General features: G+C 32.7%; 23 protein-coding genes. 10 read left to right on the top strand and 13 right to left on the bottom strand.

Features of this window, described 5'->3' with window-relative positions; translation table 11 throughout:
- The first annotated feature begins 30 nt into the window (after positions 1-30).
- Positions 31-1,665 (top strand): S41 family peptidase, encoded by a 1,635-nt coding sequence (locus tag B2741_RS08265; RefSeq protein WP_291137503.1) that lies wholly within the window; start codon positions 31-33, stop codon positions 1,663-1,665.
- Between the two features lies 1 nt (position 1,666).
- Positions 1,667-2,518, top strand: coding sequence for an OmpA family protein (locus B2741_RS08260; protein WP_291137500.1), 852 nt, complete (start codon positions 1,667-1,669; stop codon positions 2,516-2,518).
- A 105-nt stretch (positions 2,519-2,623) separates the two neighbouring features.
- Here the strand turns inward: B2741_RS08260 and B2741_RS08255 are convergent, their stop codons facing one another.
- From B2741_RS08255 to B2741_RS08240, 4 genes are all read right to left on the bottom strand, one after another.
- Positions 2,624-3,070, bottom strand: coding sequence for a GNAT family N-acetyltransferase (locus B2741_RS08255; RefSeq protein ID WP_291137497.1), 447 nt, complete (start codon positions 3,068-3,070; stop codon positions 2,624-2,626).
- A 37-nt stretch (positions 3,071-3,107) separates the two neighbouring features.
- Positions 3,108-4,091, bottom strand: coding sequence for a DUF4837 family protein (locus tag B2741_RS08250; RefSeq protein ID WP_291137494.1), 984 nt, complete (start codon positions 4,089-4,091; stop codon positions 3,108-3,110).
- A gap of 16 nt (positions 4,092-4,107) precedes the next feature.
- Entirely contained in the window at positions 4,108-5,646 is a 1,539-nt protein-coding gene (locus tag B2741_RS08245) for a lytic transglycosylase domain-containing protein (RefSeq protein ID WP_291137491.1), read from the bottom strand.
- A gap of 65 nt (positions 5,647-5,711) precedes the next feature.
- Complete coding sequence (locus B2741_RS08240; protein WP_291137488.1) at positions 5,712-6,899, bottom strand: phosphoglycerate kinase; 1,188 nt, start codon at positions 6,897-6,899, stop codon at positions 5,712-5,714.
- Positions 6,900-7,055: 156 nt separating this feature from the next.
- Between B2741_RS08240 and B2741_RS08235 the strand changes: the two genes are divergently transcribed.
- From B2741_RS08235 to B2741_RS08225, 3 genes are read left to right on the top strand one after another with little or no spacing between them, the layout of a single operon-like run.
- Entirely contained in the window at positions 7,056-8,207 is a 1,152-nt protein-coding gene (locus B2741_RS08235) for an ATP-binding protein (protein WP_291137485.1), read from the top strand.
- A 2-nt stretch (positions 8,208-8,209) separates the two neighbouring features.
- Positions 8,210-8,599: a DoxX family membrane protein gene (locus B2741_RS08230; protein ID WP_291137482.1), complete on the top strand. Its 390-nt coding sequence runs from the start codon at positions 8,210-8,212 to the stop codon at positions 8,597-8,599.
- 38 nt (positions 8,600-8,637) lie between these two features.
- Positions 8,638-9,015 carry a hypothetical protein gene (locus B2741_RS08225; RefSeq protein WP_291137479.1) on the top strand — a complete coding sequence of 126 codons (378 nt, stop codon included), beginning with the start codon at positions 8,638-8,640 and terminating at the stop codon, positions 9,013-9,015.
- Positions 9,016-9,129: 114 nt separating this feature from the next.
- Here the strand turns inward: B2741_RS08225 and B2741_RS08220 are convergent, their stop codons facing one another.
- The 7 genes from B2741_RS08220 to B2741_RS08190 all read right to left on the bottom strand — a co-directional run bounded on the left by B2741_RS08220 (position 9,130) and on the right by B2741_RS08190 (position 19,385).
- Positions 9,130-9,441, bottom strand: coding sequence for a GIY-YIG nuclease family protein (locus B2741_RS08220; RefSeq protein ID WP_291137477.1), 312 nt, complete (start codon positions 9,439-9,441; stop codon positions 9,130-9,132).
- A 124-nt stretch (positions 9,442-9,565) separates the two neighbouring features.
- Complete coding sequence (locus tag B2741_RS08215; RefSeq protein WP_291137474.1) at positions 9,566-11,839, bottom strand: helix-turn-helix domain-containing protein; 2,274 nt, start codon at positions 11,837-11,839, stop codon at positions 9,566-9,568.
- A 76-nt stretch (positions 11,840-11,915) separates the two neighbouring features.
- Complete coding sequence (locus B2741_RS08210; RefSeq protein WP_291137471.1) at positions 11,916-12,491, bottom strand: OmpH family outer membrane protein; 576 nt, start codon at positions 12,489-12,491, stop codon at positions 11,916-11,918.
- Positions 12,492-12,732: 241 nt separating this feature from the next.
- The gene (locus tag B2741_RS08205) at positions 12,733-13,581 is read right to left on the bottom strand and encodes a class I SAM-dependent methyltransferase (RefSeq protein ID WP_291137468.1); all 849 of its coding nucleotides are present in this window, start codon (positions 13,579-13,581) and stop codon (positions 12,733-12,735) included.
- 134 nt (positions 13,582-13,715) lie between these two features.
- The gene (mnmG, locus tag B2741_RS08200; protein WP_291137465.1) at positions 13,716-15,587 is read right to left on the bottom strand and encodes a tRNA uridine-5-carboxymethylaminomethyl(34) synthesis enzyme MnmG; all 1,872 of its coding nucleotides are present in this window, start codon (positions 15,585-15,587) and stop codon (positions 13,716-13,718) included.
- 56 nt (positions 15,588-15,643) lie between these two features.
- Positions 15,644-16,063, bottom strand: a complete 420-nt coding sequence (gene ybeY / locus B2741_RS08195; RefSeq protein ID WP_291137462.1) for an rRNA maturation RNase YbeY — start codon at positions 16,061-16,063, stop codon at positions 15,644-15,646.
- Entirely contained in the window at positions 16,056-19,385 is a 3,330-nt protein-coding gene (locus tag B2741_RS08190; RefSeq protein ID WP_291137460.1) for a DUF4175 family protein, read from the bottom strand. The genes ybeY and B2741_RS08190 overlap by 8 nt, the downstream gene beginning before the upstream one ends.
- A gap of 176 nt (positions 19,386-19,561) precedes the next feature.
- On the opposite strand from B2741_RS08190, the gene gltX reads away from it, so the two are divergent.
- Entirely contained in the window at positions 19,562-21,058 is a 1,497-nt protein-coding gene (gene gltX, locus B2741_RS08185; protein ID WP_291137457.1) for a glutamate--tRNA ligase, read from the top strand.
- Between the two features lie 33 nt (positions 21,059-21,091).
- On the opposite strand, the gene B2741_RS08180 is transcribed toward gltX, so the two are convergent.
- On the bottom strand, positions 21,092-21,739 hold the full coding sequence (locus B2741_RS08180; protein WP_291137453.1) for a PorT family protein: 648 nt from the start codon (positions 21,737-21,739) through the stop codon (positions 21,092-21,094).
- A gap of 98 nt (positions 21,740-21,837) precedes the next feature.
- On the opposite strand from B2741_RS08180, the gene B2741_RS08175 reads away from it, so the two are divergent.
- The 3 genes from B2741_RS08175 (at position 21,838) to B2741_RS08170 (ending at position 23,415) form a co-directional block, all read left to right on the top strand.
- Entirely contained in the window at positions 21,838-22,812 is a 975-nt protein-coding gene (locus B2741_RS08175; RefSeq protein WP_291137449.1) for an SPFH domain-containing protein, read from the top strand.
- A 193-nt stretch (positions 22,813-23,005) separates the two neighbouring features.
- Entirely contained in the window at positions 23,006-23,191 is a 186-nt protein-coding gene (locus B2741_RS13060; protein WP_341681808.1) for a Thivi_2564 family membrane protein, read from the top strand.
- Positions 23,192-23,220: 29 nt separating this feature from the next.
- Positions 23,221-23,415, top strand: coding sequence for a hypothetical protein (locus tag B2741_RS08170; protein ID WP_291137446.1), 195 nt, complete (start codon positions 23,221-23,223; stop codon positions 23,413-23,415).
- A 422-nt stretch (positions 23,416-23,837) separates the two neighbouring features.
- Here B2741_RS08170 and B2741_RS08165 read toward each other — a convergent pair whose 3' ends face one another.
- On the bottom strand, positions 23,838-25,520 hold the full coding sequence (locus B2741_RS08165; protein ID WP_291137443.1) for a glutamine--tRNA ligase/YqeY domain fusion protein: 1,683 nt from the start codon (positions 25,518-25,520) through the stop codon (positions 23,838-23,840).
- A gap of 132 nt (positions 25,521-25,652) precedes the next feature.
- On the opposite strand from B2741_RS08165, the gene folB reads away from it, so the two are divergent.
- Entirely contained in the window at positions 25,653-26,012 is a 360-nt protein-coding gene (folB, locus tag B2741_RS08160) for a dihydroneopterin aldolase (protein ID WP_291137440.1), read from the top strand.
- Positions 26,013-26,021: the final 9 nt, after the last annotated feature.

Raw genomic sequence — 26,021 nt, 5'->3', positions numbered from 1 at the left:
GTAAACTCGTATTAATCAATACTTCTATACATGAAACGTTATTTCAGTAGAAAAATAATAATTCCGGTTGTTGCGGCAACATTCCTTTTTGTGGGTGTTAGTTTCAAGAACGACTTTTTTGAAATTGCCAAACAAATAGAAATCTTCACTGGACTTTTCAAAACCGTTAACCAAAATTACGTAGATGAAACCAATCCTGGTGAGATGATGGATATTGCCATTAAAAACATGTTGAAAGAATTAGATCCATATACGGTTTTCTTTAACGAACAAGACGTTTTAAAGTTCAAAATTAACAATACAGGCGAATACACCGGAATTGGTGCTATGGTGCAACGCAAAGAAGGAAAAGTTTTTCTAAAAGAAATTTACAAAGGATTTCCAGCCGATAAAGCCGGTTTAAAAGCTGGTGACGAGGTTATTCAAATTGGAGACATTAGCCTAAAAGAATACAAAGAAGATGCTTCGCAATTGTTTCGTGGCGCAAAAAACACAAAAGTTGAAATTCAATACATTCGTCAAGGAAAAACGCAGAACGCCACTATTATTTTAGATGATGTTGAAATAAAAGCGGTTCCATTTTTCACGCTTTTAAAAGACAATACGGGTTATATCGTTTTAACGAAATTCACCGAAAAAGCGAGTTTTGAAACCAAAGCAGCTTTGTTAGAATTAAAAAAACAAGGTGCTACTAAAATCATTTTAGATTTAAGAGGAAATCCAGGTGGTTTATTACATGAAGCAGTAAATATTTGTAACCTTTTTGTGCCAAAAAACGAATTAATCGTAACCACAAAATCTAAAAATCCAAAACACAATTTAGAATATCGTACTAAAAATGAGCCTATCGATTTAGAAATTCCGATTGCAGTAATTGTGGATGGGAAAAGTGCTTCAGCTTCAGAAATTGTGGCGGGTGCGATTCAAGATTTAGATAGAGGTGTGATTTTAGGAACGAGAAGTTTTGGAAAAGGATTGGTACAACGTCCGTTAGATTTGTCTTATGGAACTCAAGTTAAAGTTACGATTTCGAGATATTACACACCATCTGGAAGATGTATTCAAGCTTTAGATTATTCGAAAAAAGATGAAACTGGAAAAGCGATTAAGAAAAATCAAACTGAATTCACTGCCTTTAAAACCAAAGCTGGTAGAACCGTTTATGATGGTGGTGGTGTTTTACCTGATATCGAAATTGAGGAAACCAAAATGGCAACCGTTACTGATGCTGTAGTTAAAACAGATGCTATTTTTAACTTTGCTACGCAATGGTATTATAAAAACCCAACCGTTTCAGGAATTCCGACCATTTCAGATGCCGATTTTATTGCGTTTAAAACCTTTTTAAAACAAGAGAAAATCAGTTTAGACACCGAAACCAATAAAGCGTTGAAAAACGTGCTTGAAACGGCTAAAAAAGAAAAAATAGACACTCAAATTACAAATGAATACAAACAATTAGAGTTGGCCATCGAGAAAAATCAGGAAATGGAATTGGACAAAAACAAGAACCAAATCAAAAAACTGATTCAGGAAGATTTAATCACACGTTACCAATATCGCGAAGGTTTATACCAATTTTATACCAAAGAAAACTTGGAAATTGAAAAAGCAATTTCGCTTCTAAACAATCAAACACAATACAAATCGATTTTAAAAAAATAAGATGACACGTTTACTTTCCCTACTATTTTTACTGTTTTCAGTAGTTTCATTTGCTCAAGAAGATGAAGAAGTACACTCTATATTTTTCGAATTTGACAAATACAATTTAAAAGAAGAACAAGCCAATGCCGTAGTGGCTTTCGTTAGTAAAATAGACACTTCGCGCATCGAATCGGTTCAGATTTTTGGCTATTGTGATGATAGAGGGAAAGATGCTTACAATTACACTTTGTCGACCAACAGAGCCAATACGGTAAAAAACAAGTTGATTGAAAGAGGTATCAAAAGTAAAATTATTATTACTCTTGAAGGAAAAGGCAGAATCATGCTTGATGAAGACATGCAAACCAATGTTCCTGAAGCGCGATCTAAAAATCGTAGAGTAGACGTAGTCGTGAATTTCAAACCCATTATAATTGAAGATTTAAAAATTCCAGGCGTTTATAGTTCGATTAAAAAAGATAGAATTGTTGGAGATAGAATTTATCTAGACCACGTTTTATTTGAAAGAGGAAGTAGTCAATTAACCTACAAAGCCAAAAAAGAATTAGACAGAATTGCCTTAGAATTACACAAATACAAAAACATTCACTTCGAGATTCAAGGTCACGTTTGTTGTACTCCAACCTTCCAAAAAGAAGCTGTTGATCGTGATACAAAAAAACGTGAATTATCAATAAATCGTGCTAAAAGAGTGTACAATTACTTTTTGATGAAGCGTATTAGTAAAGTTCGTATGAGCTATAAAGGCTATGGTAATACCCAATCTTTAAAACAAGGAAGTACTTTAGATAGAAGGGTGGAACTTTTGATTACTAAAAATGATGTGGTTAAAATAGAGCCAAAGAAGTAATTATAAGTTCAAGAGCAAGTACAAGTTCAAAAATTAATAAGATTTGCGAAATAAAGAGACGCTTAACAGCGTGACAAACTAAACGTTAAAACAATTTCAATACTTCTAACTCCTCTTCATTTGGATATGTGGAATATCATCTTCTAAATACATTTCGCTAGTTTGGATAAATCCATGTGATTCGTAGAATTTTTTTAGATATTCTTGAGCAGAAATCGTAATGGCAGTTTCGTTGAAATTTTCTTTTATTGCTTCAATAGAAACGCGCATTAAGTCATGACCGAATTTTTTATCGCGGTATTTTGAGCTTACCACAACTCTTCCAATGGAAGTTTCCTCAAAATAATAGCCTTTGTTGAACAAACGAGAATACGCTGCTAAATCGCCGTTATAATAACCTAAAACGTGAAGTGCTTTCTCGTCTTTGCCATCAATGTCTTGATAAACGCAATTTTGCTCTACTACAAACACTTCTGAGCGAAGTTGTAGCAACGAACATAGTTCAACTGTAGAAAGTTCGTTAAATCGCTTTATTTTGAATGTTATTTCCATAATAAAAAAAGAAGTTCCCAATGAAGGGAACTAAATATTATTTTAAAAACTTAACGGATTGAATAATGGCTTCCAATTCGAAAACCAAATCACGCTTCGATTTTGATGGATTATAGGTGAATCCTTCCAAAATTAAATAACGGTTATTTTTAGTGTCTTTGATAGCATAGTTTACAAAAGGTCCCGCCATGAAATCGTTTTTCAATTCCCAAGTTCCTTTGGTCAAATACGTTTTTTTACCCGCAACAGTTACATCAAACAAATAAGGAGCATAAGCAGCTTCGGTAATCATCCAAGTATTTGGTAGTGTTCCGTGAATGTTGGTTTTTCCAACCTCATCACGCATTGCAGTAATGTTGGCAATTATATTGTTATCTTTTTCAACTTTTTCAATTGGAACCTGATAAATCAAAATACTGTTATAGCCTGAGGTAAATTCTTTTCTTAACCAAATGAAATTGTCTTTTACCATGTCGTATTTATAACCAAAACCAATTTGCAAACTCACGCCAAATTTACTTTGTACTTGAGTATCTGGAACCAATGATTTTTTCATTCGAATTTGATTCTCAATCACTTCCGAAGCTTTGATTGTTTTAATAATTTCGGCTGATTTTTCTTCTAAAACCTTTAAAACATCTTCAGTATCCGTTCCAGAAATGAAAAATACATTTTGTGGTTTTGCATATTTATTGGTATTAGAAGCAAATCCAGCTTCTTTATCTTTTTTAACAATAATAATGTTTCGACTTTTACGAACAAATCCTTCAAAAACCTTTGTTGGATATTGATTTAAAGTAAACAATGGTTCTTCTTGTGGTAAACCATCTACTGGAGCGGCAAACTTTTTACGAATGCTATCTCCAATTTCTCCGTTCCATAAGTTATCGTCGATAATAATGGAAACGTTATTAATTTTACCGTTAGAATCTGATAAAATGGCTTGTGTTTCTTCTTTAGAAGTTTCTTTACAAGATAAAAACGATAAGGCGACAAAAGTTAAAACTGCTAATTTTTTCATGGGATAGAACAATTGATTATCCGTTAATTTTTAATTTCATTCCAGGTTGTATGTTATCACCGCTAATATCGTTCCATTTTTTTATATCTTCTATGGAAACGCCTGGAAATTGTTTAGAAATAGAGAATAACGAATCGCCACTTTTAACCGTGTAAGTCCCGTCTTTATTGGACTTAGACTCTGTTTTAACGATTACTTTTTTATCTGAATAAATTTTTAATTTTTTTCCTGCTTGAATGGTATTTCCTTTAATGTGATTCCATTTTTTTAGTTCAGTAATAGAAACATTGTACTTATCTGCAATTTTACCCAAACTTTCGCCACTCTTAATTGTGTGGAATTGAGTTTTTCGCTCAAATTTAGGTTTACTTACATAAGTGGAATCCACATTAGATGCTATCGAATCTTTTGAAGTTGTAGCAATGTATTCCGTTTTTGTTTTTTCTTTATAAGTTTCTAAATAATTAAAATACGCATAAATTTTTTCCTCATTGGAAACAAAAAGTCCCATTTTATTTTTTGGCAAACGCAAATAATGCGGTTCGTCTGTTTCAAAAGGAATTACCTTCAATTTATAAATTGGATTTAAAAACTCTAATTGTTCCACAGGAATATCAAGTAATTCTGAAATATGCTTGAAAGACATTTGCTTTTTCACCATAATCGTATCCGTTTCAAAATACGTTAATGGTGCCTTTTTAGGCATAATTCCGTGCTCTTTTTTGAACTCGTAAATGTAAAAAGTCGCTAAAAATGCAGGAACATAATTCGCGGTTTCTTTCGGAAGGTTTTTACGAATGTTCCAATAATTTTGGCTTCCGCCCGAACGACGAATTGCTTTTGAAACGTTTCCTGGTCCGCAATTATAAGCTGCTAAAACCATGCTCCAATCACCAAAAATTCCATATAAACTTGATAAATACTGACAAGCCGCTTCCGTTGCTTTTAGCGGATCATAACGCTCATCAACATAAGAAGTAACTTCTAAATTGTATTGTTTTCCTGTTGGATACATAAATTGCCACAAACCAGAAGCACCTACACGAGATTTCGCTCTAGGATTCAAAGCTGATTCTACAATAGCCAAATATTTCAATTCCAACGGAATGTTATATTTTGCTAAATGCTCTTCAAACATTGGAAAATAATATTCTGAAATTGCCATTAAGCGCTCAAATGCTTTCGGACGATTTTTCAAAAACGCTTTAATGGTGTTTTCTAAAGCCGGGTTGTATTCGATATTAAAAGGCGATTTAGCATCCATTTTGGCCAATCGCTTTTTTAATAATTCAGTAGATAGCTCGTAACTTACTTCGTTATCTGCATTAAAATTCGAAATATCAGAAAACATATTGTCAGACAATTCTGTGCTGGCTAATTCTGATAACCATCTTTCATCGATACAATTACTAGTGCTATGATTTACAAACGTCGTTTTCAAAGAATCCAAATAGGACATCTTAGGCAACGGAAGTAAATTTTCTTTTTCTGCAGTTTCCTGAGCAAAGCTAAAAAGCGACAGAAAAAGGGATGTTATTATTAAACTTTTTTTCATTCTGTTTTTTGTTTTTGGGGCATGCTAATCATTAATAACTTAATAACCAGTGTTTTATTGTGTTTTTAATCTAAAATAGCTGCAATTCCAGGTAAGGTTCTGCCTTCCAGCATTTCTAACATCGCTCCACCACCAGTAGAAACGTAACTCATCTTTGGCTCTAATCCAAATTGTTTTACAGCCGCAACGCTATCGCCACCACCTACAAGTGAAAAAGCTCCATTTGCAGTTGATTCTGCAATATATTCGCCTAAAGAAATTGTTCCTTTTGCGAAGTTTTCCATTTCAAAAACACCTAATGGACCATTCCAAAGAATTGTTTTAGAATCTAAGATAATGCGTTTGATAATTTCTAACGATTTTGGACCTGCGTCTAAACCTTGCCAACCGTCAGGGATTTTATTCACATCTACCACTTGTGTATTGGCGTCATTTGAAAAGGCATCGGCTGCAATAACATCAACTGGTAAATGAATCTGAACTCCTTTTTCTTTTGCTTGCTTTAAAATTTCGATGGCCAATTCTAATTTATCATCTTCACAAATTGAATTTCCGATTTTTCCACCCAAGGCTTTGATGAACGTAAAAGTCATTCCACCGCCAATAATCATGTGATTTACTTTGTCTAAAATATTTTCAATCACAGTGATTTTTGAAGAAACTTTACTTCCTCCTAAAATCGCAACCACTGGTTTTTCAGAATTTTTCAATACTTTTTCGATACTTTCAATCTCTTTGGCTAACAAATAACCGAAGCATTTCGTCTCTTTAAAAAATTGAGCAATAATAGTTGTTGAAGCATGAGCTCTGTGAGCAGTTCCAAAAGCATCGTTCACATAAATATCACCTAACGAAGCTAATTTTTTAGAAAATTCAACATCTCCTTTTTCTTCTTCGGCATAAAAACGTAAGTTTTCTAATAATAAAATTTCGCTTGGTTTTAGATTTTTCGCTGCATTTTCTGCAACTTCTCCTATACAATCAGAAGCAAAATGTACTTTTTGTCCTAAAATTTCTTCCGTTTTTGAAACGATGTGTTGTAACGAATATTTTGCTTCAACACCTTTTGGTCTTCCTAAGTGACTCATTAAAATTACACTTCCGCCATCTTTCAATATTTTGTCAATTGTTGGCTTTGCAGCCTCGATTCTTGTAGCATCTGTAACTTTAAAATTTTCATCTAAAGGCACATTAAAGTCTACTCTGATAATTGCTTTTTTATTATTGAAATTGAAGTCGTTAAGTGTTTTCATTTATTGATTTTTTAATTCGAATGATTGCAAATATAAATTATTGTATTTTAAATCTTTATAATAAATATCATATTTTGTGTTTTTTTTAAATCTTGCAAAACCATTTTTTTGATTTCTTTTCTATCAATTTTGGTAATTTTTGATTAGGTTTGTTCCATGCTTTTCAAAGATATTTTAGGACAAGAACATATTAAAAATCACCTAACTAAGAGTGCCGAAGCCGGAAGAATTCCGCACGCTCAGTTGTTTGTGGGTCCCGAAGGTTGTGGAACACTTCCTATGGCGATTGCGTATGCGCAATATATTTTGTGTGGTAATGTAGGTGGAGAAAATGTGGGAGAAAACACGGCTTGTAACCTAAAATTCGAACATTTTTCACATCCTGATTTGCATTTTGTTTTTCCAGTTGCTGGTACTGATACTGTTAAAAGTCATGCTGTTAGTGATAATTTCATGGTAGAATGGCGTCAATTTTTGACCGAAAGTCCTTACGGAAGTTTGTTTGATTGGTTGAAAAACTTAGGAATTCAAAACAAACAAGGGTTAATTGGTGTTGATGAAGCAACTGAAATCAATAAAAAATTATCACTAAAAGCCTACGAAGGTGGTTACAAAGTAATGATCATTTGGATGGCCGATAAAATGAATGGTCCTTCGGCAAATAAATTATTAAAATTATTAGAAGAACCGCCAGCTAAAACCGTTTTTATTTTAATTACCGAAAGCACCAGCGATATGTTACAAACCATTTTGTCGCGTTGTCAAGTAATTGATTTTATTGGTTTGAGCGAAAGTGTAATTGCAGAAGCATTGGTTTCACGTGAAAATTGTGAGCCAACAGTTGCTAAAAAAATCGCGCATCAAAGCGAAGGAAATTACAACAAAGCATTACATATTTTACGAAAAGAGGATGATGAATATCCTTTTGACGAATGGTTTGTAGAATGGGTCAGAAGTGCTTTTCGTGCCAAAGGAAATGCAGCCGCTATTAACGATTTAATTGCTTGGAGCGAAAACATTGCATCCACAGGAAGAGAAACGCAAAAACAATTTTTAAACTATTGCATTCACTTCTTCAGACAAGCATTGTTACTGAATTACAAAGCAAATGATTTGGTTTTTTTAGAAACAAAAGTCCCTAAATTTGAATTAGAAAAATTTGCTCCGTTTGTAAATGGTGCAAATATTACAGATATTTACAAAGAATTAGAAGATGCTATTTACCATATTGAACGCAACGGAAATAGCAAAATCATTTTAACCGATTTATCTATAAAACTAACACGATTAATCCATAAAAACGCATAATTATGACACAAGTAGCTCCACTATTAGTTTTGGCTTTTTTAGCAATTACCTTTTTACAATCTGGATATGATAAAATTAAAGACTGGAAAGGCAATGTAGAATGGTTGAATGGTCATTTTTCAAATACTGTTTTAGCTAAGCAAGTTCCATTTGCTTTAGGAACTGTATTACTTTTAGAAATTGTTTCGGGTGTTTTATGTGTTTCGGGTATAATTCAAAACATCATGCAAGATGTCGTTATTAGAGGCTTAGGTTTTTATGGCGCTATTTTGTCTTGTGTTACTTTACTTTTTCTTTTATTCGGTCAACGATTAGCAAAAGATTATGATGGCGCAAGAACTATTGTAATTTATTTTATTCCAGCAGTAATGTTGGTAAACTGGTTGAGTTGATTTTCTGTTTGTTAGTGATCTAACTAAAAAATGAAAATGTGAAAAAACTTTTTAAAAAACCATATTTAGTAGTTATTGCTTTTTGGTGTGTCATTTTTACCTCTATATTTTTTTTACGCGGTAAAATTTCTGGCGAAAAATTTGAATCACAAAAGTGGAAGACAGCTAACATCAATTCTGAAGAAAATTGGTCTTTACGTTGGGATATGATGAATGATCTAAGAAATGATTATCAATTAATCGGAATGTCAAAAAACGAAATAATTAAATTACTTGGTGAGCCTGATAATAAATCTGAAAGTTTTTCTCAATTCAGATATTCTTTAGGTTATGCGCATTTTGGGATTGATACAGGTACATTGATTATAGAATTTGAAAAGGATTCTGCAAAAAATTATATAGTTACAAGAGGATAAATTGCTTGAAAAACTTTGTGTGGGATGCTTAGCAGCATGACAGCTTTGAGGTTAAAATAATCGCAAAAACATCAACACAACGTTTGTCATGCTGTCAAGCATCTCTTTTGTTTCTTATGAAAAATGATTATTCAAAAATTCCATGTTTGGATTGAATTCTTTTATTAACTCCAATTTCAAATCTCTTCTAAGTAATTTAATTTCTTTTTCTCGTGCAATAGCTTGTTGAATCCAGCCGTATTTTTCGTAATAAATCAAATAATTAAGGTTGCATTTTGCACTAAAACTGTTTGGATTTAGTTTTTCGTTGTGTTCTTCTAATCTTCTTCTTAAGTTATTCGTAACACCTGTGTAAAGAACTGTTTTGGCTTTGTTTGTTAGAATGTAAACGTAAAAGTTGTAGATTCCTTCTGTGAATTCGATCATGATTTTGGCTTTTAAAGTGTTTTGTGAGAGATGCTTGACAGCATGACAAACTCAACGTGAAATGAATGGGTTTAAACTTTGTATGGGATGCTTGGCAGCATGACAAACGTAACGGATAATTGTTTTAACCCAAACTCGCTTTATACAATCGCAATTCATCCCAAGAAAATTTATCGCCGTGGATTTCTTTTAATTCGCCCAAACTTTCACCTTTAAAATCTTTGAAAGCGGCTTTTAAATCCGAAATTTTATCTTCTGGTAAAATGTCGGAAAGTTGTACGATTTCCATTTGAATCAACTTGGTAAAATGGTTGTAGATGGTTTGTGGTGTGAGTTTTCGCTGTTTCGCAATTTCGTATATGGATAAGTTTTGTTTCCACAATTCTAACGTGTCTTCGATGGTAGATTTCTTAGGTTCTTTTGTTTTTTTCTTTTTCGAATCGGTGTAATACGAAACGTCTTCATCGTCTTCTACTAAAGCTGCGTGCGAAGTTCTAAAGCGTTCTGCTACAATCACTAACTTATTGATTTTATAAGTACTCATGTCTTCAGAAATTAAATTTTTCTTCGAAATTTCTTTTCCTTCAACAATGATATTCGTTAATAATTTCGCTTTTTTGAGTTGTAAAATCGCTTTGATTTGGAGTTCTTCTAACACCAATAATTCGTCATAAAACGCTTTTACTTTTTTGATGCGTTTTACTTCTTCAATTTTCAACAACAATTCTTCTGCGACAGCATCTAACGTTTTGAAAAAATATTGATAAGCCGCATCACATCGTTCTTTTACGAAATTGACATCCAGATTTTCATCGGAAAAAATTTTATGTAATTGCGACATAAATTTTCCGGAAGGTTCTAAAATTTCGGCGATTTTATCGTGTTGGATTTTTGCCCAATCGTTGTGCTTGGTTTTTGGCGATTTTGGTGCTTCAGAATTATAACTGAACAAATGATTGCGCCATTCTTGACCTAATTCTTTGAAATCAAATGAATTAAGCAACGTATTTAACCAAAAAAACAACGTTTCTTTAGCTAACGAATGTTGTAAAATTTCTTCAGAAGCTTTGTTTTCGGCATAATTAAGCACTTCTTCATCGCTTGAAATGCCATTCATTCGCAACGGAGACAGTAAAATAAGCCCTTTTAACGAACGCAAACGCGATAAAGCCACATACGCTTGTCCGGGCGCAAAAACTTGCGATACATCGAGCGCTGCTTTGTCGAATGTTAAACCTTGACTTTTATGAACGGTTATTGCCCAAGCCAATTTAATAGGGTAGTGGACAAAAGTTCCGATAACTTCTTCTTCGATTTCTTTGGTATTTTCGTTGATTTTGTAACGAATGTTTTGCCATTCGTAACGTTCTACTTCAATGGTTTTGTTTTCCTCTGGAAAATGAACGAAGATTTCTTTTTCGGTTAACGAACTGATGACACCCATTTTTCCGTTGAAGAATTGTTTTTCGAAATTCAAATCGTTTTTAATAAACATGACTTGCGCTCCGACTTTAAGTTGCAATTTTTCTTCTAACGGATAAATTTTTTCTGGAAAATCAGCTGTGATTTCTGGTAAATAGGTGAATTGCTTTCCTTCTAAATCTTCTAAAGATTTTGCATTTATTGTATCTGCTTTGGAATTATGCGTGGTTAAAATGATAAAACCTTTATTTTTCTTCAGATCAAAATTGGGTTGTACGAATTGATTCAGAATTTTGACATCTTCTGAAGTGATTTTATTGTGTCGTAAATTGTTCAAAACATCAATAAATTCGGCGTCGGTTTGACGAAAAATTTTATCTAATTCAATGTATAAAGGCGGATATTGTTGAATAATGTGCGAATGAAAAAAGAACATACCACGATAATAATTCTTTAGCATTTCCCATTCTTCATTTTTTACTACTGGTGGTAATTGTAATAAATCTCCTATAAAAAACACTTGAACACCACCAAAAGGCCTTTCGTTTCTGCGCACTTTTCGCATCATAAAATCCATAGCGTCAAGCACATCGGCACGTAACATAGATACTTCGTCAATAATCAACAATTCCATATTTCGAATTACGGAACGTTTCACGTTATTCATTTTGAAATGGCGACCCAAAGAATCGCGATTTTCGAATTTTACAGTATCTGAAAAATGTGGAAGTTGCTTATTGTCAGGAATAAAGGCAGCAAAAGGCAATTGAAACATCGAGTGAATAGTAACGCCATTTGCATTCAAAGCGGCAATTCCGGTAGGTGCTACAACGACAGTGTTTTTGTGTGTTGTGGCGATAATTTCTTTTAAAAGTGTGGTTTTTCCAGTTCCAGCTTTTCCGGTAAGGAAGATGGATTTATTGGTTTGATTAATAAATCGGAGTGTGTAAGTGGCGGCGGCTGATAATGGTTCCATTTGGCGTAAAATTTTATAACACAAATATATAGAAACGAATAGAAATAAAAAAGTCCCGATTACTCGGGACTTTCAATTATTTTTTTTCTTCTTCCTTAGTGGCTACTTTGTCATCTTTCTTATTAGCTTTATAAGTCTCGTTAAGCTCTTTTAAAACTTCTTTTGTGATATCATAACCATCTTTTGCGTAAAGAACTGTTGCTGCATCACCTGTTCCGTAGATATAATCATATCCTTTTTTCTTTCCGTAATCTTTAATGAATTTTTTAACTTCACTAATTAAAGTGTCTTTCAAAACAGCACCTTCTTGCTGTAATTGTTGAATTAAAGCATTTTGCTCAATTCCTAATTGTTGCTCTCTTTGTTGTAATTCTGCACCTTTTTGTTGTGCCCATTGAGGTCCTTTAGCTTGTGCATTTTGACGGAAACTTTGTGCTTCAGCTTGAAAAGCACGAACTTTAGCTTCTAATGGACGACCTAATTCTTCAGATTTAACATTGAATTTTGCGTCTTCATCCTTGAATTTTTCGTATTTCTCAATTAATTCAGCAGTATCTATATATGCAGTTTTAAAATCTTTTGAACTTGTTTCTGTTTTGTTACATGCTAAAATGCTTAATGCAACACCTAAAATCAATACTAATTTTTTCATGGTTGTATATTGGTAATTAATAATTTTTCGTAAAAGTAATAATAAGTTGGTAAGTAGCAAATATGTTGCTTTTTTATTTATTTTTCAACTATAAGCATTTCTTATTTCAATTTTAAAATTTGATAGATTCAAGCTATTAAAAACAACTTTCACAAATCGGCCAAGTCAAATCTTTTAAAAAAAGACAATAAATATTATCGAAATAGATAAAAAACTGTCTAAAATCGCTTTAAAATGATTTTTACTTGTTTTTTAGTACATAAATATGCGATGAAAACTCCTTTTTAAAGAATCCAGACACATTTGAGATCAAACCAATAAAAAATCCTGAAATGAAATTCATTTTTCCTGATTTATATTTTTCTGATAAAAGTGACACATAAAAACTATCAAACCACATTGGTTTAACATCTTCCAAATTCATGTTTTGTTTATCGAATAATTTTTCGATAGCTGTTTTTGAAAAATGCCACAAATGTCTTGGCACATCATAAGCGGCCCAAAACTCTTTGTAATGATTTGCATCGTACGATTTGAAATTTGGAACCGCAATAATAATTGTTCCTGAAGGTTTCAATAAACGTTTCAATTCAGCAACTTGATGTTCGACATCGGGAACATGTTCTAAAACATGCCACATGGTAATCACATCAAATGAATTACTTTCTAACTTTTCAATCGTGTCACCAAATTTAATTCCTTTTCCTAAAGCTATTCCTTTTGCTTTATCATTTGGTTCAATTCCTAAAATATCCCAATTCTGATTTTTACATTCCAAAAGAAAATCTCCAGTTCCGGCTCCAATGTCTAAAATTCTTCCTTTTACAGGTTGATAAGAATTAATCAAACTAACTTTATCGCGAATTGCTTTTCTTTTGATGAAATGATACATTTTTTCAAATAGTGTACGTTTTCCGTCGGTGTGAGAAATGTAATCTTCGAATTCGTAATACGAACCTAATTTATCTAAAGTAGGTTGCGGATGCGTTTTTAAGATTTGATATTCTTCATTTAATAACAAGGAAAAAGATTCTCCAGAAACTGAAAAATCTTTAACGGTAATAAAACTTTTATCTTCTAAAAAATTCATTTATTTTGTTTTTATGCGAAAGGCTTATTTTAATAGGGTTGACAGCGTTGTTTCACGTGAAACATATTCAGTTGGCAGTCGCGGTGTTCAGTCGCAGTTAAATAAAAACTGAACACTGCGACTGAAAACCGAGACTATCTACCCATGTATATCAGCAACACTGAAATATCACTTGGCGAAACTCCGCTAATACGTGATGCTTGTGCAATAGTTCTTGGTCGAATTTTATTTAATTTTTGTTTGGCTTCAATTGAAATCGATTGGATTTTATCAAAATTGAAATTATCTGGAATAACCATATCTTCTAAACGTGTTAATTTATCAGCATTGTTTTTTTCCTTTTCAATATAACCCGAATACTTTACTTGAATTTCGGCTTGCTCAACAACTTCTTGATCCAAATCGTGTTCTTCGATATAAGCAGCCACTTTTTTAAATTTTCTAAAATCTTCCAAATCTAATTGTGGACGAGAAAACACTTTAAACATTTTGTCAGGTTGACTCATTGGTGCAGAACCTTTAGCTTCTAATATTGGATTTGCTTCTTCTGGTTTTAAACTTGTTTCTCTAAAGAAATTCACCATTGCATCCGATTGTGAGAATTTTTGTTCCATACGAATCAAACGGTCTTCTTTCGCTAAACCTATTTCAAATGCTTTTGGTGTTAATCTAAAATCCGCATTATCTTGACGAAGCAATGTTCTGTATTCGGCACGAGAAGTAAACATACGATAGGGTTCTTCTGTTCCTTTCGTAATTAAGTCGTCAATTAGAACTCCGATATACGCTTCGTCTCTTTTTAAAATAAATGGTTCTCTATTCTGAACTTTTAATGCTGCATTAATTCCCGCCATCAAACCTTGAGAGGCTGCTTCTTCGTAACCTGTTGTTCCATTAATTTGTCCTGCAAAATACAAACCTTTTACTAATTTAGTTTCTAAAGTGTGTTGCAATTGCGTAGGAGGGAAGTAATCGTATTCGATAGCATAACCTGGACGGAAAAATTTCACATTCTCAAAACCAGCGACTGAACGCAATGCTTTAAACTGAACATCTTCTGGTAACGAAGTTGAGAATCCGTTGATGTAATATTCACAAGTTGTCCAACCTTCGGGTTCTACAAAAAGCTGATGTCTTTCTTTATCTGCAAAACGATTAATCTTGTCTTCAATCGAAGGACAATATCTTGGACCTAAACTTTTAATTCTTCCGTTGAACATTGGACTTCTATCAAAACCTTCACGTAAAATATCATGCACTTCTAATGAAGTATACGACATCCAACAAGAACGTTGTGTTTTTAATGGAGCGGTCAAATTAGAATACGAGAATTTTTCTGGGACTTCATCACCAGGTTGTTCTGTCATTTTAGAAAAATCCAAAGAACGACCATCAACTCTTGGAGGTGTTCCGGTTTTCATTCTTCCTGATTCGAAACCTAATTTCACTAAATCTTCTGTGATTCCAAAAGAAGCACTTTCTCCTGCACGACCACCGCCAAATTGTTTGTCACCAATATGAATCAAACCATTCAAAAAAGTTCCGTTTGTCAACACAACTGACTTTGCTTTGATTTCCACTCCAAGAGAAGTTTTCACCCCTACAATCTTTCCGTTCTCTGCTAAAATCCCAGCCACCATTTCTTGGTAGAAATCTAAGTTCGGAGTATTCTCCAACATGGTTCTCCATTCATCCGAAAAACGCATTCTGTCCGATTGCACTCTTGGCGACCACATCGCAGGTCCTTTTGATTTATTCAACATCTTGAATTGGATCGCGGTCTTGTCAGAAACAATTCCAGAGTATCCTCCCAAGGCATCAATCTCACGTACAATTTGTCCTTTTGCAATTCCCCCCATAGCAGGGTTGCATGACATTTGCGCAATGTTTTGAAGATTCATTGTCACCAAAAGTGTAGAGCACCCCATGTTGGCAGCAGCAGCAGCAGCTTCACAACCAGCGTGACCAGCACCCACAACAATTACATCATATTGATTTAAAAACATCTTTTATAAATATTATGTTCCACGTGAAACATTTAAAAAAATTCTAGCTTATAAGCTTAATGTTCCACGTGAAACATTTGCATTTTTTCTTCTTCTTTCGAACGCATTAAAGCTTCGTCTTTTGGAGATTTATCTTTGTAACCACAATAATGTAAAACACCATGAGATAAAACACGCTTTAATTCTTCTTCAAAAGAAACATTGAAATCGCTTGCATTATCTTGAACTCGCTCAACAGAAACAAAAATATCGCCTTGTATTAAATTTCCTACCGTGTAATCAAAACTAATAATATCAGTTAAAGTATCGTGATCTAAATATTCTACATTGATTTTATGCAGGTATTCGTCATCACAAAAGATATAATTGATTTCACCTTCATCAAATCCTTCGGATTCGATAATGCGAGAAATCCAATCTTCATATTGCGCTTCGTTTTCGAGTTCGAAATCTGTTACGTAATTAAAACTAATCATTGCTTTTAAAATAGTTTTGAACCTTCTGGTTAAAATTGGACTGCAAAGGTAAGCTTTGTCTGTTTAATATTTCAACACTATTCAGATATTCTTTTAATTCCTTTGAAAGTGGAGTAGCGCTACCATTATAGCTCTTATCATTTGTTTTTGACTGACGCTTGGTGTCTTCACCTTGTTGCTGAATCGCCTTTTCTAATTTTAAAAGTTCGTGTTTTAAATTCAACATCTTTTGCAAGGTCTCGTTTTTAAAACCTTTATTAATTAGTTGTTTCTCGATATCCTTCATTTGGTTCAAAGCTTTCTGACCTTGACCTGTCATATCTTCTTTTTCTAAAGCTTTTTGTAGTGCATCACGGAGCTGTTGCTGTTCTTTTAAAATTTCTAATACTTTACCTGCGTTTCCTTCAGAACCGTTTTCGCCATTCTCACCATTCTCACCAGATTGTCCCTTTTGTTTTCCTAGACCGGGTTTTTCTCCTGGCTTATCTCCGGGTTTGTCGCCAGGCTTATCTCCAGGTTTCATTCCATCTTTCATTTTCTCACCAAGGCCTTCTTGTTGCTTGATGATATCTGGAAGTTGCATTCCACCTTTGCCTTGTCCCGGTTTTGGTTTTCCTTTCCCAGAACCTTGGCCTTGCATTTCCATGTTCATTTCGCTTTGCACATTACTCAAATAATCAGCTAAACGGTTCGCTGATGTTAAAACATATTGTTGATGTGAAGCGCCTTTTGCAATATTATTGTCCGCTAAAGTTTCTAAAGTCTTATCTAAATTATAATGAATTTCTCCTACTTCATTAAGAATCGTTTCAGTAATTTTTGGATTACGTAAGGCTACTGCGAACAAACTATCATCTACGTGTTTGAATTGAAGCTTCAAATCTTGTTGCTTTTTTAAGACTTTATTCAATTGCAAAGAACGTACTTGAGAAGAATTTGTAGTCTTAATTAAACTCTCCTCGTCGAATGAAAAAGCTAATAAATTATCAAGTATTTGACGTAACAATTTAGCATCTTCTTGCATTTGTTCCATGTCACCTGATTGCATAGATTGAGTCATTTTCTGACTCATCTGTTTCATCTTTGCAGCTGCAGATTTTTGCTTCGGTTTTGCTTTCTGTTGGTTTTGTTTTTGTAATTCCTCAGAAGCTTTCTGCATATCTTTTTTGACATCCTCTTGTTCATTCTTATCATTAGGAATATCCATTGGAGCTTTTAATTCTTTATTTTCTTTGTCTAATTCTTCAAGTTCTTTCTTAATAACGTCAAACTCTTTATTGATAGCGTCTTGATTTTCCTTGTTATTATCTTTAGCATCATCAGCTAATTTTTCTTCCTTCTCAGCAAGCTTGTCTAATTTATCTGCGATTTGTTCCGCTTTTTGTTCTACGTAAAAACGTTTCGTCAATTCGACTAACTGTTCTAAATTCTGTTGTTGATTTTTTGCATTTTGTTTTAACTTATCCGCTTTGTCAAATAATTTATCTTTCTCTAATTTCTTAGAAAGCTCTTCTAATTCTTTAAGAAGTTTTTCATTTTTATCTGCTTGCTTTTCGGCTTCTTCTAAACGACGTAATAATTCTTCTTTGTTTTTATCTTGTGATTTTGGATTGAATTCTTCCAAATTCTCAGTTAACTTTTTAGTGAATTCTTTCATCATTTCATCTTGTTGTTTTTGACGATTGATAAAGTCTTCCACTTTCTTTTGATCTTTGAAATCTAAATTGGATTTCTCTTTATTCATTTTTTGCAGTTTATCCAATTCTGAAATTTGCTTCTCTTGATTTTGAAGTGATTTTTCTAAACTATTGATGTTTTCATTCTGCTCTTGCAACTGTTTGTCTTCCTTTTGGTCTTCAGTCAATTCATAATGAAGAAAAACAGATGATTTTGTGCTTTTATAATTGTTAACTACATCATTATCAAATACTTCAAAATAATATTCGTAATTAACACCTTCTTCAATGGATAAACCATTAGGAAACGAATAAATAAATTGATCCACCGCTTGTTTATTAATGGCTAAATTCGCTTTTCGAGTTGCAGAAGGGTTTCCTTTTGGATAAAAAACAACTTGCAATTTTGATAAACCATGATCATCGGCAACTTGACCAATCATCATTTTCGATTTTAACTTTAATGAATCAGGAGCAATTTGAACTGAAATTGTTGGGTATTGATCTTTAATTGTTGCAATTTGATAAGACAATTTTTCAAACTCGTTGATATTTCTATTCGATGTAATTACTTCGTAACTTAAATTATCGGTAATTCTTCTTGAAAACGAAAAGTTGTTTTCTTTATTAGCAAAAACACTAACTAGATTATTCGATTTGAAACTCACTTTATCGGTCGCTAAAGCGTTAATTCTCCAATTCACAACCGTACCTTCTGGAACGACTGCATTTCCGGTTCCTTGAATAACTTCAGATTTTATACCTAAATAAGAAGGATATTGCAACAACATTTCAAAATTGGCAATCGTTGGAACATCAACCACATTAATTTGATATTCTTTCGAATTCAAACCATTTGCTTGAAGTGAAAAACTAACATCTTTTGACAGTTTAGAAAATGTATATTCGAAAACACCAGGTTTTGTACTTTGTAAAAAATATTCTTCATCACCAATTTGAATGGCAATATTTTCAGGCATCACTTTTCCCAGAGTTTTTACTTGTAACACAAAATCGGAATTCTGTTGTGCTGTTAATGATTTATTCAATACTACAAATTCAAATGGTGCAGGAGGAGCATATTTAGTTTGAAAGTGCACAACACGATCAAAACTATTGGAAATCACAGCAGAATTTCCAGTCACGAAAAACAGAATCAATAATAAAATAGGAAGAATTGCATAAGGTAAAAACTTTTTATTTTTAGCAAAGTTCACCGCGTTTGAAAACGGAATGGGTTGCAAAGAAGCTGCTTTTTGCTCGATAGACGCTGCTAATAATTCAGAATTTTGGTTTTGATTCGCTAATTGTAGAAAGTTCAACAATTTATCTTGTACTTCTGAAAAGTGATTTCCAATGATTCGGGAGGCTTGTTCGTAATTGATTCCTTGTTGTAATTTAAATAATTTAAACAGCGGAAAAGCAATGAATCGAAACAATAAAAACGATTCAACACCAACAAACAACCAGAACAAAATGGTTCTTCCGGATGTGGATAACCACAAAAAGTATTCGATCAATAAGGTAAAAATAAAATACAACAAGCCTAATCCGATGAAAAGAATAACCCCTTTTATCAGTTCGTTGGTGTAAAACTTTTTAATAAACCCTTCGAGTTTATCGAAAATGATGCCTTTTGCTTCCAAAATTGTTGATATACTGTTTATAACCGATAAAAATACAACATCTTGCGTGATTAGTCAATAGGTTTTTAGTGAAACTTAACATTTGTAGAATAGGATTGTTAATAACCATGAGAATTTCTAAATACTAAATTCTTACTTCTAATTTGTAATTGTATCTTTGCACAAAATTTAATGAAATGTCAGTAAGAGTAAGATTTGCACCAAGTCCAACAGGACCTTTGCATATTGGTGGTGTTCGTACCGCTTTATTCAATTATTTATTTGCCAAAAAACATGGTGGTACTTTCTATTTACGTATTGAAGATACCGATCAAACGCGTTTTGTTCCAGGAGCAGAAGCTTATATTTTTGAAGCTTTAGAATGGTTAGGAATTGCGCCGGAAGAAACTGTAGGAAAGAATGAAAAATTTGGACCTTATCGTCAAAGCGAACGCAAAGCGATGTATCAACAATATGCGGATCAATTGATTAATTCAGGTTGGGCGTATTATGCTTTTGATACGGCTGAGAGTTTAGATGTGATGCGAAAAGAAGCTGAAGCAAATGGAAATACATTTATTTATAATCATTCAGTTAGAGAGCAATTGGATAACTCGTTGACGGTTTCACGTGAAAAAGTTGAAGAACGAATTGCAAATGGAGAACACTATGTCATCCGTTTTAAAACACCTGTGAATGAAATTTTAGAATTAAAAGACATCATTCGTGGCGATATTAAATTTGATACGAATTTATTAGACGATAAAGTTTTGTTCAAATCAGATGGAATGCCAACATATCATTTAGCGAATATTGTGGATGACCATTTAATGGAAACTTCGCATGTAATTCGTGGTGAAGAATGGTTGCCATCGATGCCATTACACGTTTTATTATACAAAGCATTTGGTTGGAATGCCCCAGAATTTGCTCATTTACCTTTGATTTTAAAACCAATTGGAAACGGAAAATTATCAAAACGTGATGGTGATAAAATGGGATTCCCAGTATTTCCTTTGGAATGGAAAACAGAAGAAGGAACTTCATCAGGTTACAGAGAAAACGGATTTTTCCCAGAAGCGGTAATTAACTTTTTAGCGTTATTGGGTTGGAATGATGGAACCGAACAAGAGATTTTCTCATTAGAAGAATTGGTTGAAAAATTTGATTTAAACCGAATTCACAAAGCAGGAGCGAAGTTTGACCCTGAGAAAAACAAATGGTTCAATCATCAGTATTTGCAAAAGCAATCAGATGAAAGTTTAGCAGAAAGCTTTAAAAAAATATTAGATAAAAAAGGTATAACAACTTCTTTTGATTTAACAAAAGTGATTTCTTTAATTAAAGAAAGAGCGCATTTTGTGAATGAGTTTTGGGATTTAGCCGATTATTTCTTTGAAGCTCCAACAACTTACGACGAAAAAGCAGCTAAAAACTGGAAAGAAGAAACACCAGGTTTAATGCAACAAGTGATTTCGGAATTAGAAAAAATTGAAGATTTTACATCCGTTAACATCGAAACCTTATTAAAAGAATGGATGACAGCAAACGAAATTGGAATGGGTAAAGTAATGCAACCATTACGATTGAGTTTAGTAGGCGCATTAAAAGGCCCACATTTATTCGACATTATCGAAATGATAGGAAAAGCCGAAACGGTAAAAAGAATAGAAAAAGCAATTGCTAGTTTATAAAAGAAAACCCTCTGAAATTCAGAGGGTTTTTTGTTAAAGATATATTGTAATCTGACCACTAATCAAACCAATATTTCCTTTCATTTTTTCGCCAAGTAACTTTACGTTATCGTTGTTTTTTAAGTTGCCGAAGAAATTCGTTAAACCATATTGATAACCAATTCTTGCTCTTAAATTTTTAATTCCGCCGTTGATTCCTACGTAGAAATTAGCGTTAATTTTTGAAACATCTACAATGTCTTTGGCAATTAAACCGGGTTGGTCTAACAATAAATTGTTTTCGTCATCTTTATCAATTCCTAATTTACCATTTATTTGTAAAACCGGACCAAATTCTAAATTCAAATGGTCTTCAATTGCCACATAACTTGGTACAATATAAATTTGAACCGCCGACATTTTAAAATTCGTTTGCGTTTGTTGCAATCCTTTTAATGTTGGTATAGAGAAATTACTATCGGTAAAAAACATACCAAAACTCATTTGCCAGTTGTTATAATAGTTTCCTCTAACACTTAAACCGCCAATCCATCCACTTTCTGGAGTTACGGTAAAATTATCGGTATAAATATTTAATTGGGTTAAACCCGCACCAATTCCTATTCGGTTACTGTCTTTGTGTCCACGTTGCGCCATTGCAACACTCGAAATTATTAGAAAAATAAAAACTAATTTCTTCATTTATATAAATTTAGGGGGCAAAAATAGGGTTTATAAATTTGTTTTTGTAACTTTTTACTTTAAAAAGCGTATAACTATAAATCTAAAAACTAAACATTATGGAGTTTATTATGTTTCCAATTATTTTCGTTGGATTAATTGTTCTTTTTTCTTCTTTTTTTACCGTAAAACAACAAATTGTTGCGGTTGTGGAACGTTTTGGAAAATTTCACAGTATTCGTAATTCGGGATTACATTTAAAAATTCCAATTGTGGATAGAATTGCAGGAAAAGTAAATTTAAGAATTCAACAATTAGATGTTATCATCGAAACCAAAACTAAAGATAACGTATTCGTTAAAATGAAAGTTTCGGTTCAGTTTAAAGTATTACAAGAAAAAGCATACGAAGCGTTTTATAAATTAGAATATCCTCACGATCAAATTACTTCTTATGTATTTGACGTTGTGCGTGCTGAAGTTCCAAAATTAAAACTAGACGACGTTTTCGAAAGAAAAGATGATATTGCAGTTGCGGTAAAACGTGAGTTAAACGAAGCGATGACTACTTATGGATATGACATCATCAATACGTTAATCACTGATATTGATCCAGATATTCAAGTTAAAAATGCGATGAACCGTATTAACGCAGCTGACCGTGAAAAAACAGCAGCAGAATACGAAGCAGAAGCTGGACGAATCAGAATTGTTGCCAAAGCAAAAGCTGAAGCAGAAAGTAAAAGACTTCAAGGTCAAGGTATTGCTGACCAAAGAAGAGAAATTGCTCGTGGTTTAGTAGAATCAGTAGATGTGTTGAACAAAGTGGGAATTAATTCTCAAGAAGCATCAGCTTTAATTGTTGTAACGCAACATTACGATACTTTACAAGCTATTGGTGCAGATGCAAATAGTAATTTAATTTTATTACCAAATTCACCTCAAGCCGGAAGTGATATGTTAAACAATATGGTAGCTTCATTTAGTGCATCAAACCAAGTGGGTGAAATGATGAAAAAAGGAAACATCAAAAAAGTGGGTAAGAAACATCAAAAAGACGAATTTGGAACAGAAGGAGAATCTGAAGAAGTATAATTGAAATTTAGATACTGACTAAATTCAGTATGACAAAAATGAAAACCATCAATTTTTAATTGGTGGTTTTTTTATTTACGTGATTACGTATAATTGAATAGGTGTGAAATATATAAGATTTTAATGTAATTATGTAATTAATTGATTAATAATTAATTAACCTTTGTAGCTATTAAACTAATCAAAAAAAATTATGCCATTAATCAATATTTTAATCGTCCTTGTAATCGTTGGTTTCCTGCTTTGGTTAGTAAACAATTACATTCCAATGGATGGTAAGATCAAAAAAATAGTCAACATTATTGTTTTAATTGTTGTTGTTATTTGGGTGCTAAAGGCTTTTGGGCTTTTAAGTAAACTTACCAGCATACAAGTTTAAATAATTCAAAAATCAATAAATAATATCATATGAATCTCAAAAGAATTTTTGGTGCCGTACTTACTATACTTGGAATTGTTGGACTTATCTATGCTGCTTACCTATTTGTAAATACTGGCGGAACTTCACAAAATATTAAAATGCTTGCAACTTATGGAATTTTAGGTCTTGTATTTTTTATTTCGGGAATCAATCTTGTTCGTACAACAAAAGATGAAGCGTAATTTATTTTTGAATCAAAATTAAGTCAACTTGAAATTTTGCATTAATAACTTTTTTATCTTTCACGATAAGTTAATAATGAAAAAATAATTTATCGAAGTTAAAATTCAAAAATCAAGGAAAAAAGAGGTAAAAATTGAAATAAAGCGATTTTAGCTACTTTTACAAATCAAGATGTAAAAACACTTTACTCAAAAAAGATTTTTTCTTAAAATTCATTTATGAAAGTCACTTTTTTAAGTTTTTAATTATTAAAAATTATTTTTTGATAGATTTAACCAATAATGATTTTTAATGATGATTTTTTAATTTTTCATTAAGATTTCTATATAAAACAAAAACGTGTCAGGTTTTCAAAATCTGACACGTTTAAAATATGATTAAGATGCTGAACTAAAATCAGCATGACAAAAATTGAAACTTTTTATTGTTCAGAAATTTTTGCCCAAGTATCTCTAAGTCCAACCGTTTTGTTGAAAACTAATTTTTCAGCTTTTGAATCTCTGTCTACACAAAAATAACCTAAACGTTGAAATTGAAAATGATCTAATTCTTTTGAAGTAACTAAACTTGGTTCCACATAACCCGTAATTACTTTTAACGAATTTGGATTGATAAATTCTTTAAAATCAACTTCTTTGTCTTTATCTGGACTTTCATTGGTAAATAATCTATCATACACACGAACTTCTGCTTCTTTTGCATGAGGAATTGAAACCCAATGAATGGTTCCTTTTACTTTTCTTTGACTTGCTTCTGTTCCACTTCCTGATTTAGAATCTACGTCGTAAGTAACGTGAATTTCAGTAATATTTCCGTTTTCATCTTTTACAACTGATTCACCTTTAATGATATACGCATTTTTTAAACGCACTTCAGTTCCTAAAGTTAATCGGAAAAATTTCTTGTGTGCTTCTTCTTGAAAATCTTCTCTTTCGATATATAATTCTTTAGAAAAAGGCACTTTTCTGTAGGTCATTACTTCTTCTTCCGGATTATTTTCAGCTTCTAACCATTCTTCTTGACCTTCAGGATAATTCGTAATTACTAATTTCACTGGATCTAAAACTGCCATTACACGAGGTGCAACTTTGTTTAAATCTTCACGAACACAAAATTCTAAAAGCGAAACATCAATCAAATTATCACGTTTTGCAATTCCGATTGTGTTAGCAAAATTTACAATAGAATTTGGTGTATAACCACGTCTTCTCATTCCAGAAATCGTACTCATACGCGGATCATCCCAACCTGTAACATGTTTTTCTTCAACCAATTGCAATAATTTACGTTTAGAAACAACCGTATGTGATAAATTTCTACGCGCAAATTCTCTTTGTTTTGGTCGCACCTTTGTTGGGTCATAAATTTGATTCAAAAACCAATCATATAATTCACGGTGAGGCAAGAATTCTAACGTACAAAATGAATGCGAAATTTGCTCTAAATAATCACTTTCACCATGAGCCCAGTCATACATTGGATAAATACACCAATCATTTCCTGTTCTGTGATGATGCGCGTGCATGATACGGTAAATAATAGGATCACGCATCAACATATTGTTAGCGCCCATCGAAATTTTAGCACGTAAAACGTGAGTTCCTTTTTCGAATTCTCCGTTTTTCATACGAGTAAATAAGTCTAAATTCTCTTCGATAGAACGATTTCTATAAGGAGAATCGGTTCCTGGTTGCGTAGGAGTACCTTTTTGTTGCGCCATTTCTTCCGAAGTTTGGCTGTCTACATACGCTTTATCTTTTTTGATTAATTCCACTGCCCAATCATACAATTGTTGGAAATAATCAGAAGCATAACATTCTTTATCCCATTTAAAACCAAGCCATTCTACATCGCGTTTAATTGCGTCTACATATTCTTGCTCTTCTTTAGATGGATTGGTATCGTCGAAACGAAGATTTACTGGTGCTTTATAATCGATTCCTAAACCAAAATTTAAGCAAATTGCACTGGCATGACCTACGTGCAAATACCCATTTGGCTCTGGTGGAAAACGAAAACGTAATTTATCTGCTGACAAACCATTTTTTAAATCTTCTTCAATGATTTGTTCTATAAAATTCAATGATTTTTCTTCTGTTGACATTGTTTTTCTATCTTTTATGCAAAGATAGAAAATGTTTCAAGTTTCAAGTTTAAAAGTTTCAGGTTTTATGTAACTTTGGATAAAGAAAACAACTTGAAACCAAAAAAACCTCAAACTTGAAACTAAAAATTTATGGGAACTATTAAATTACAAAATATTCGCACGTATTCCTATCACGGATGCTTAATTGAAGAAGGAAAAATTGGCTCAGATTATAGTGTAGATTTAGAAATTAAAACCGATTTGCGTAAATCTTCTCAAACAGATGAATTGGCTGATACCGTTGATTATGTGTTGTTGAATAAAATTGTAGTGGAAGAAATGGCGATTCGTTCTAAATTATTAGAACATGTTGCACAGCGCATTATCACTAGATGTTTTGCGGAAATTCCGTCAATTTCTAGAATAAAATTAGCGGTTTCTAAATTGAATCCTCCTATTGGTGGCGATGTAGAAGCAGTAACAATTGAAATGGAAGAGTTTAGAAATTAACTCTTCCAT

Origin of the sequence: Flavobacterium sp. UBA7663 (assembly GCF_002483315.1) — a bacterium.
GTDB lineage: Bacteria > Bacteroidota > Bacteroidia > Flavobacteriales > Flavobacteriaceae > Flavobacterium.
This window is presented reverse-complemented; position numbering and strand designations above follow the sequence as displayed.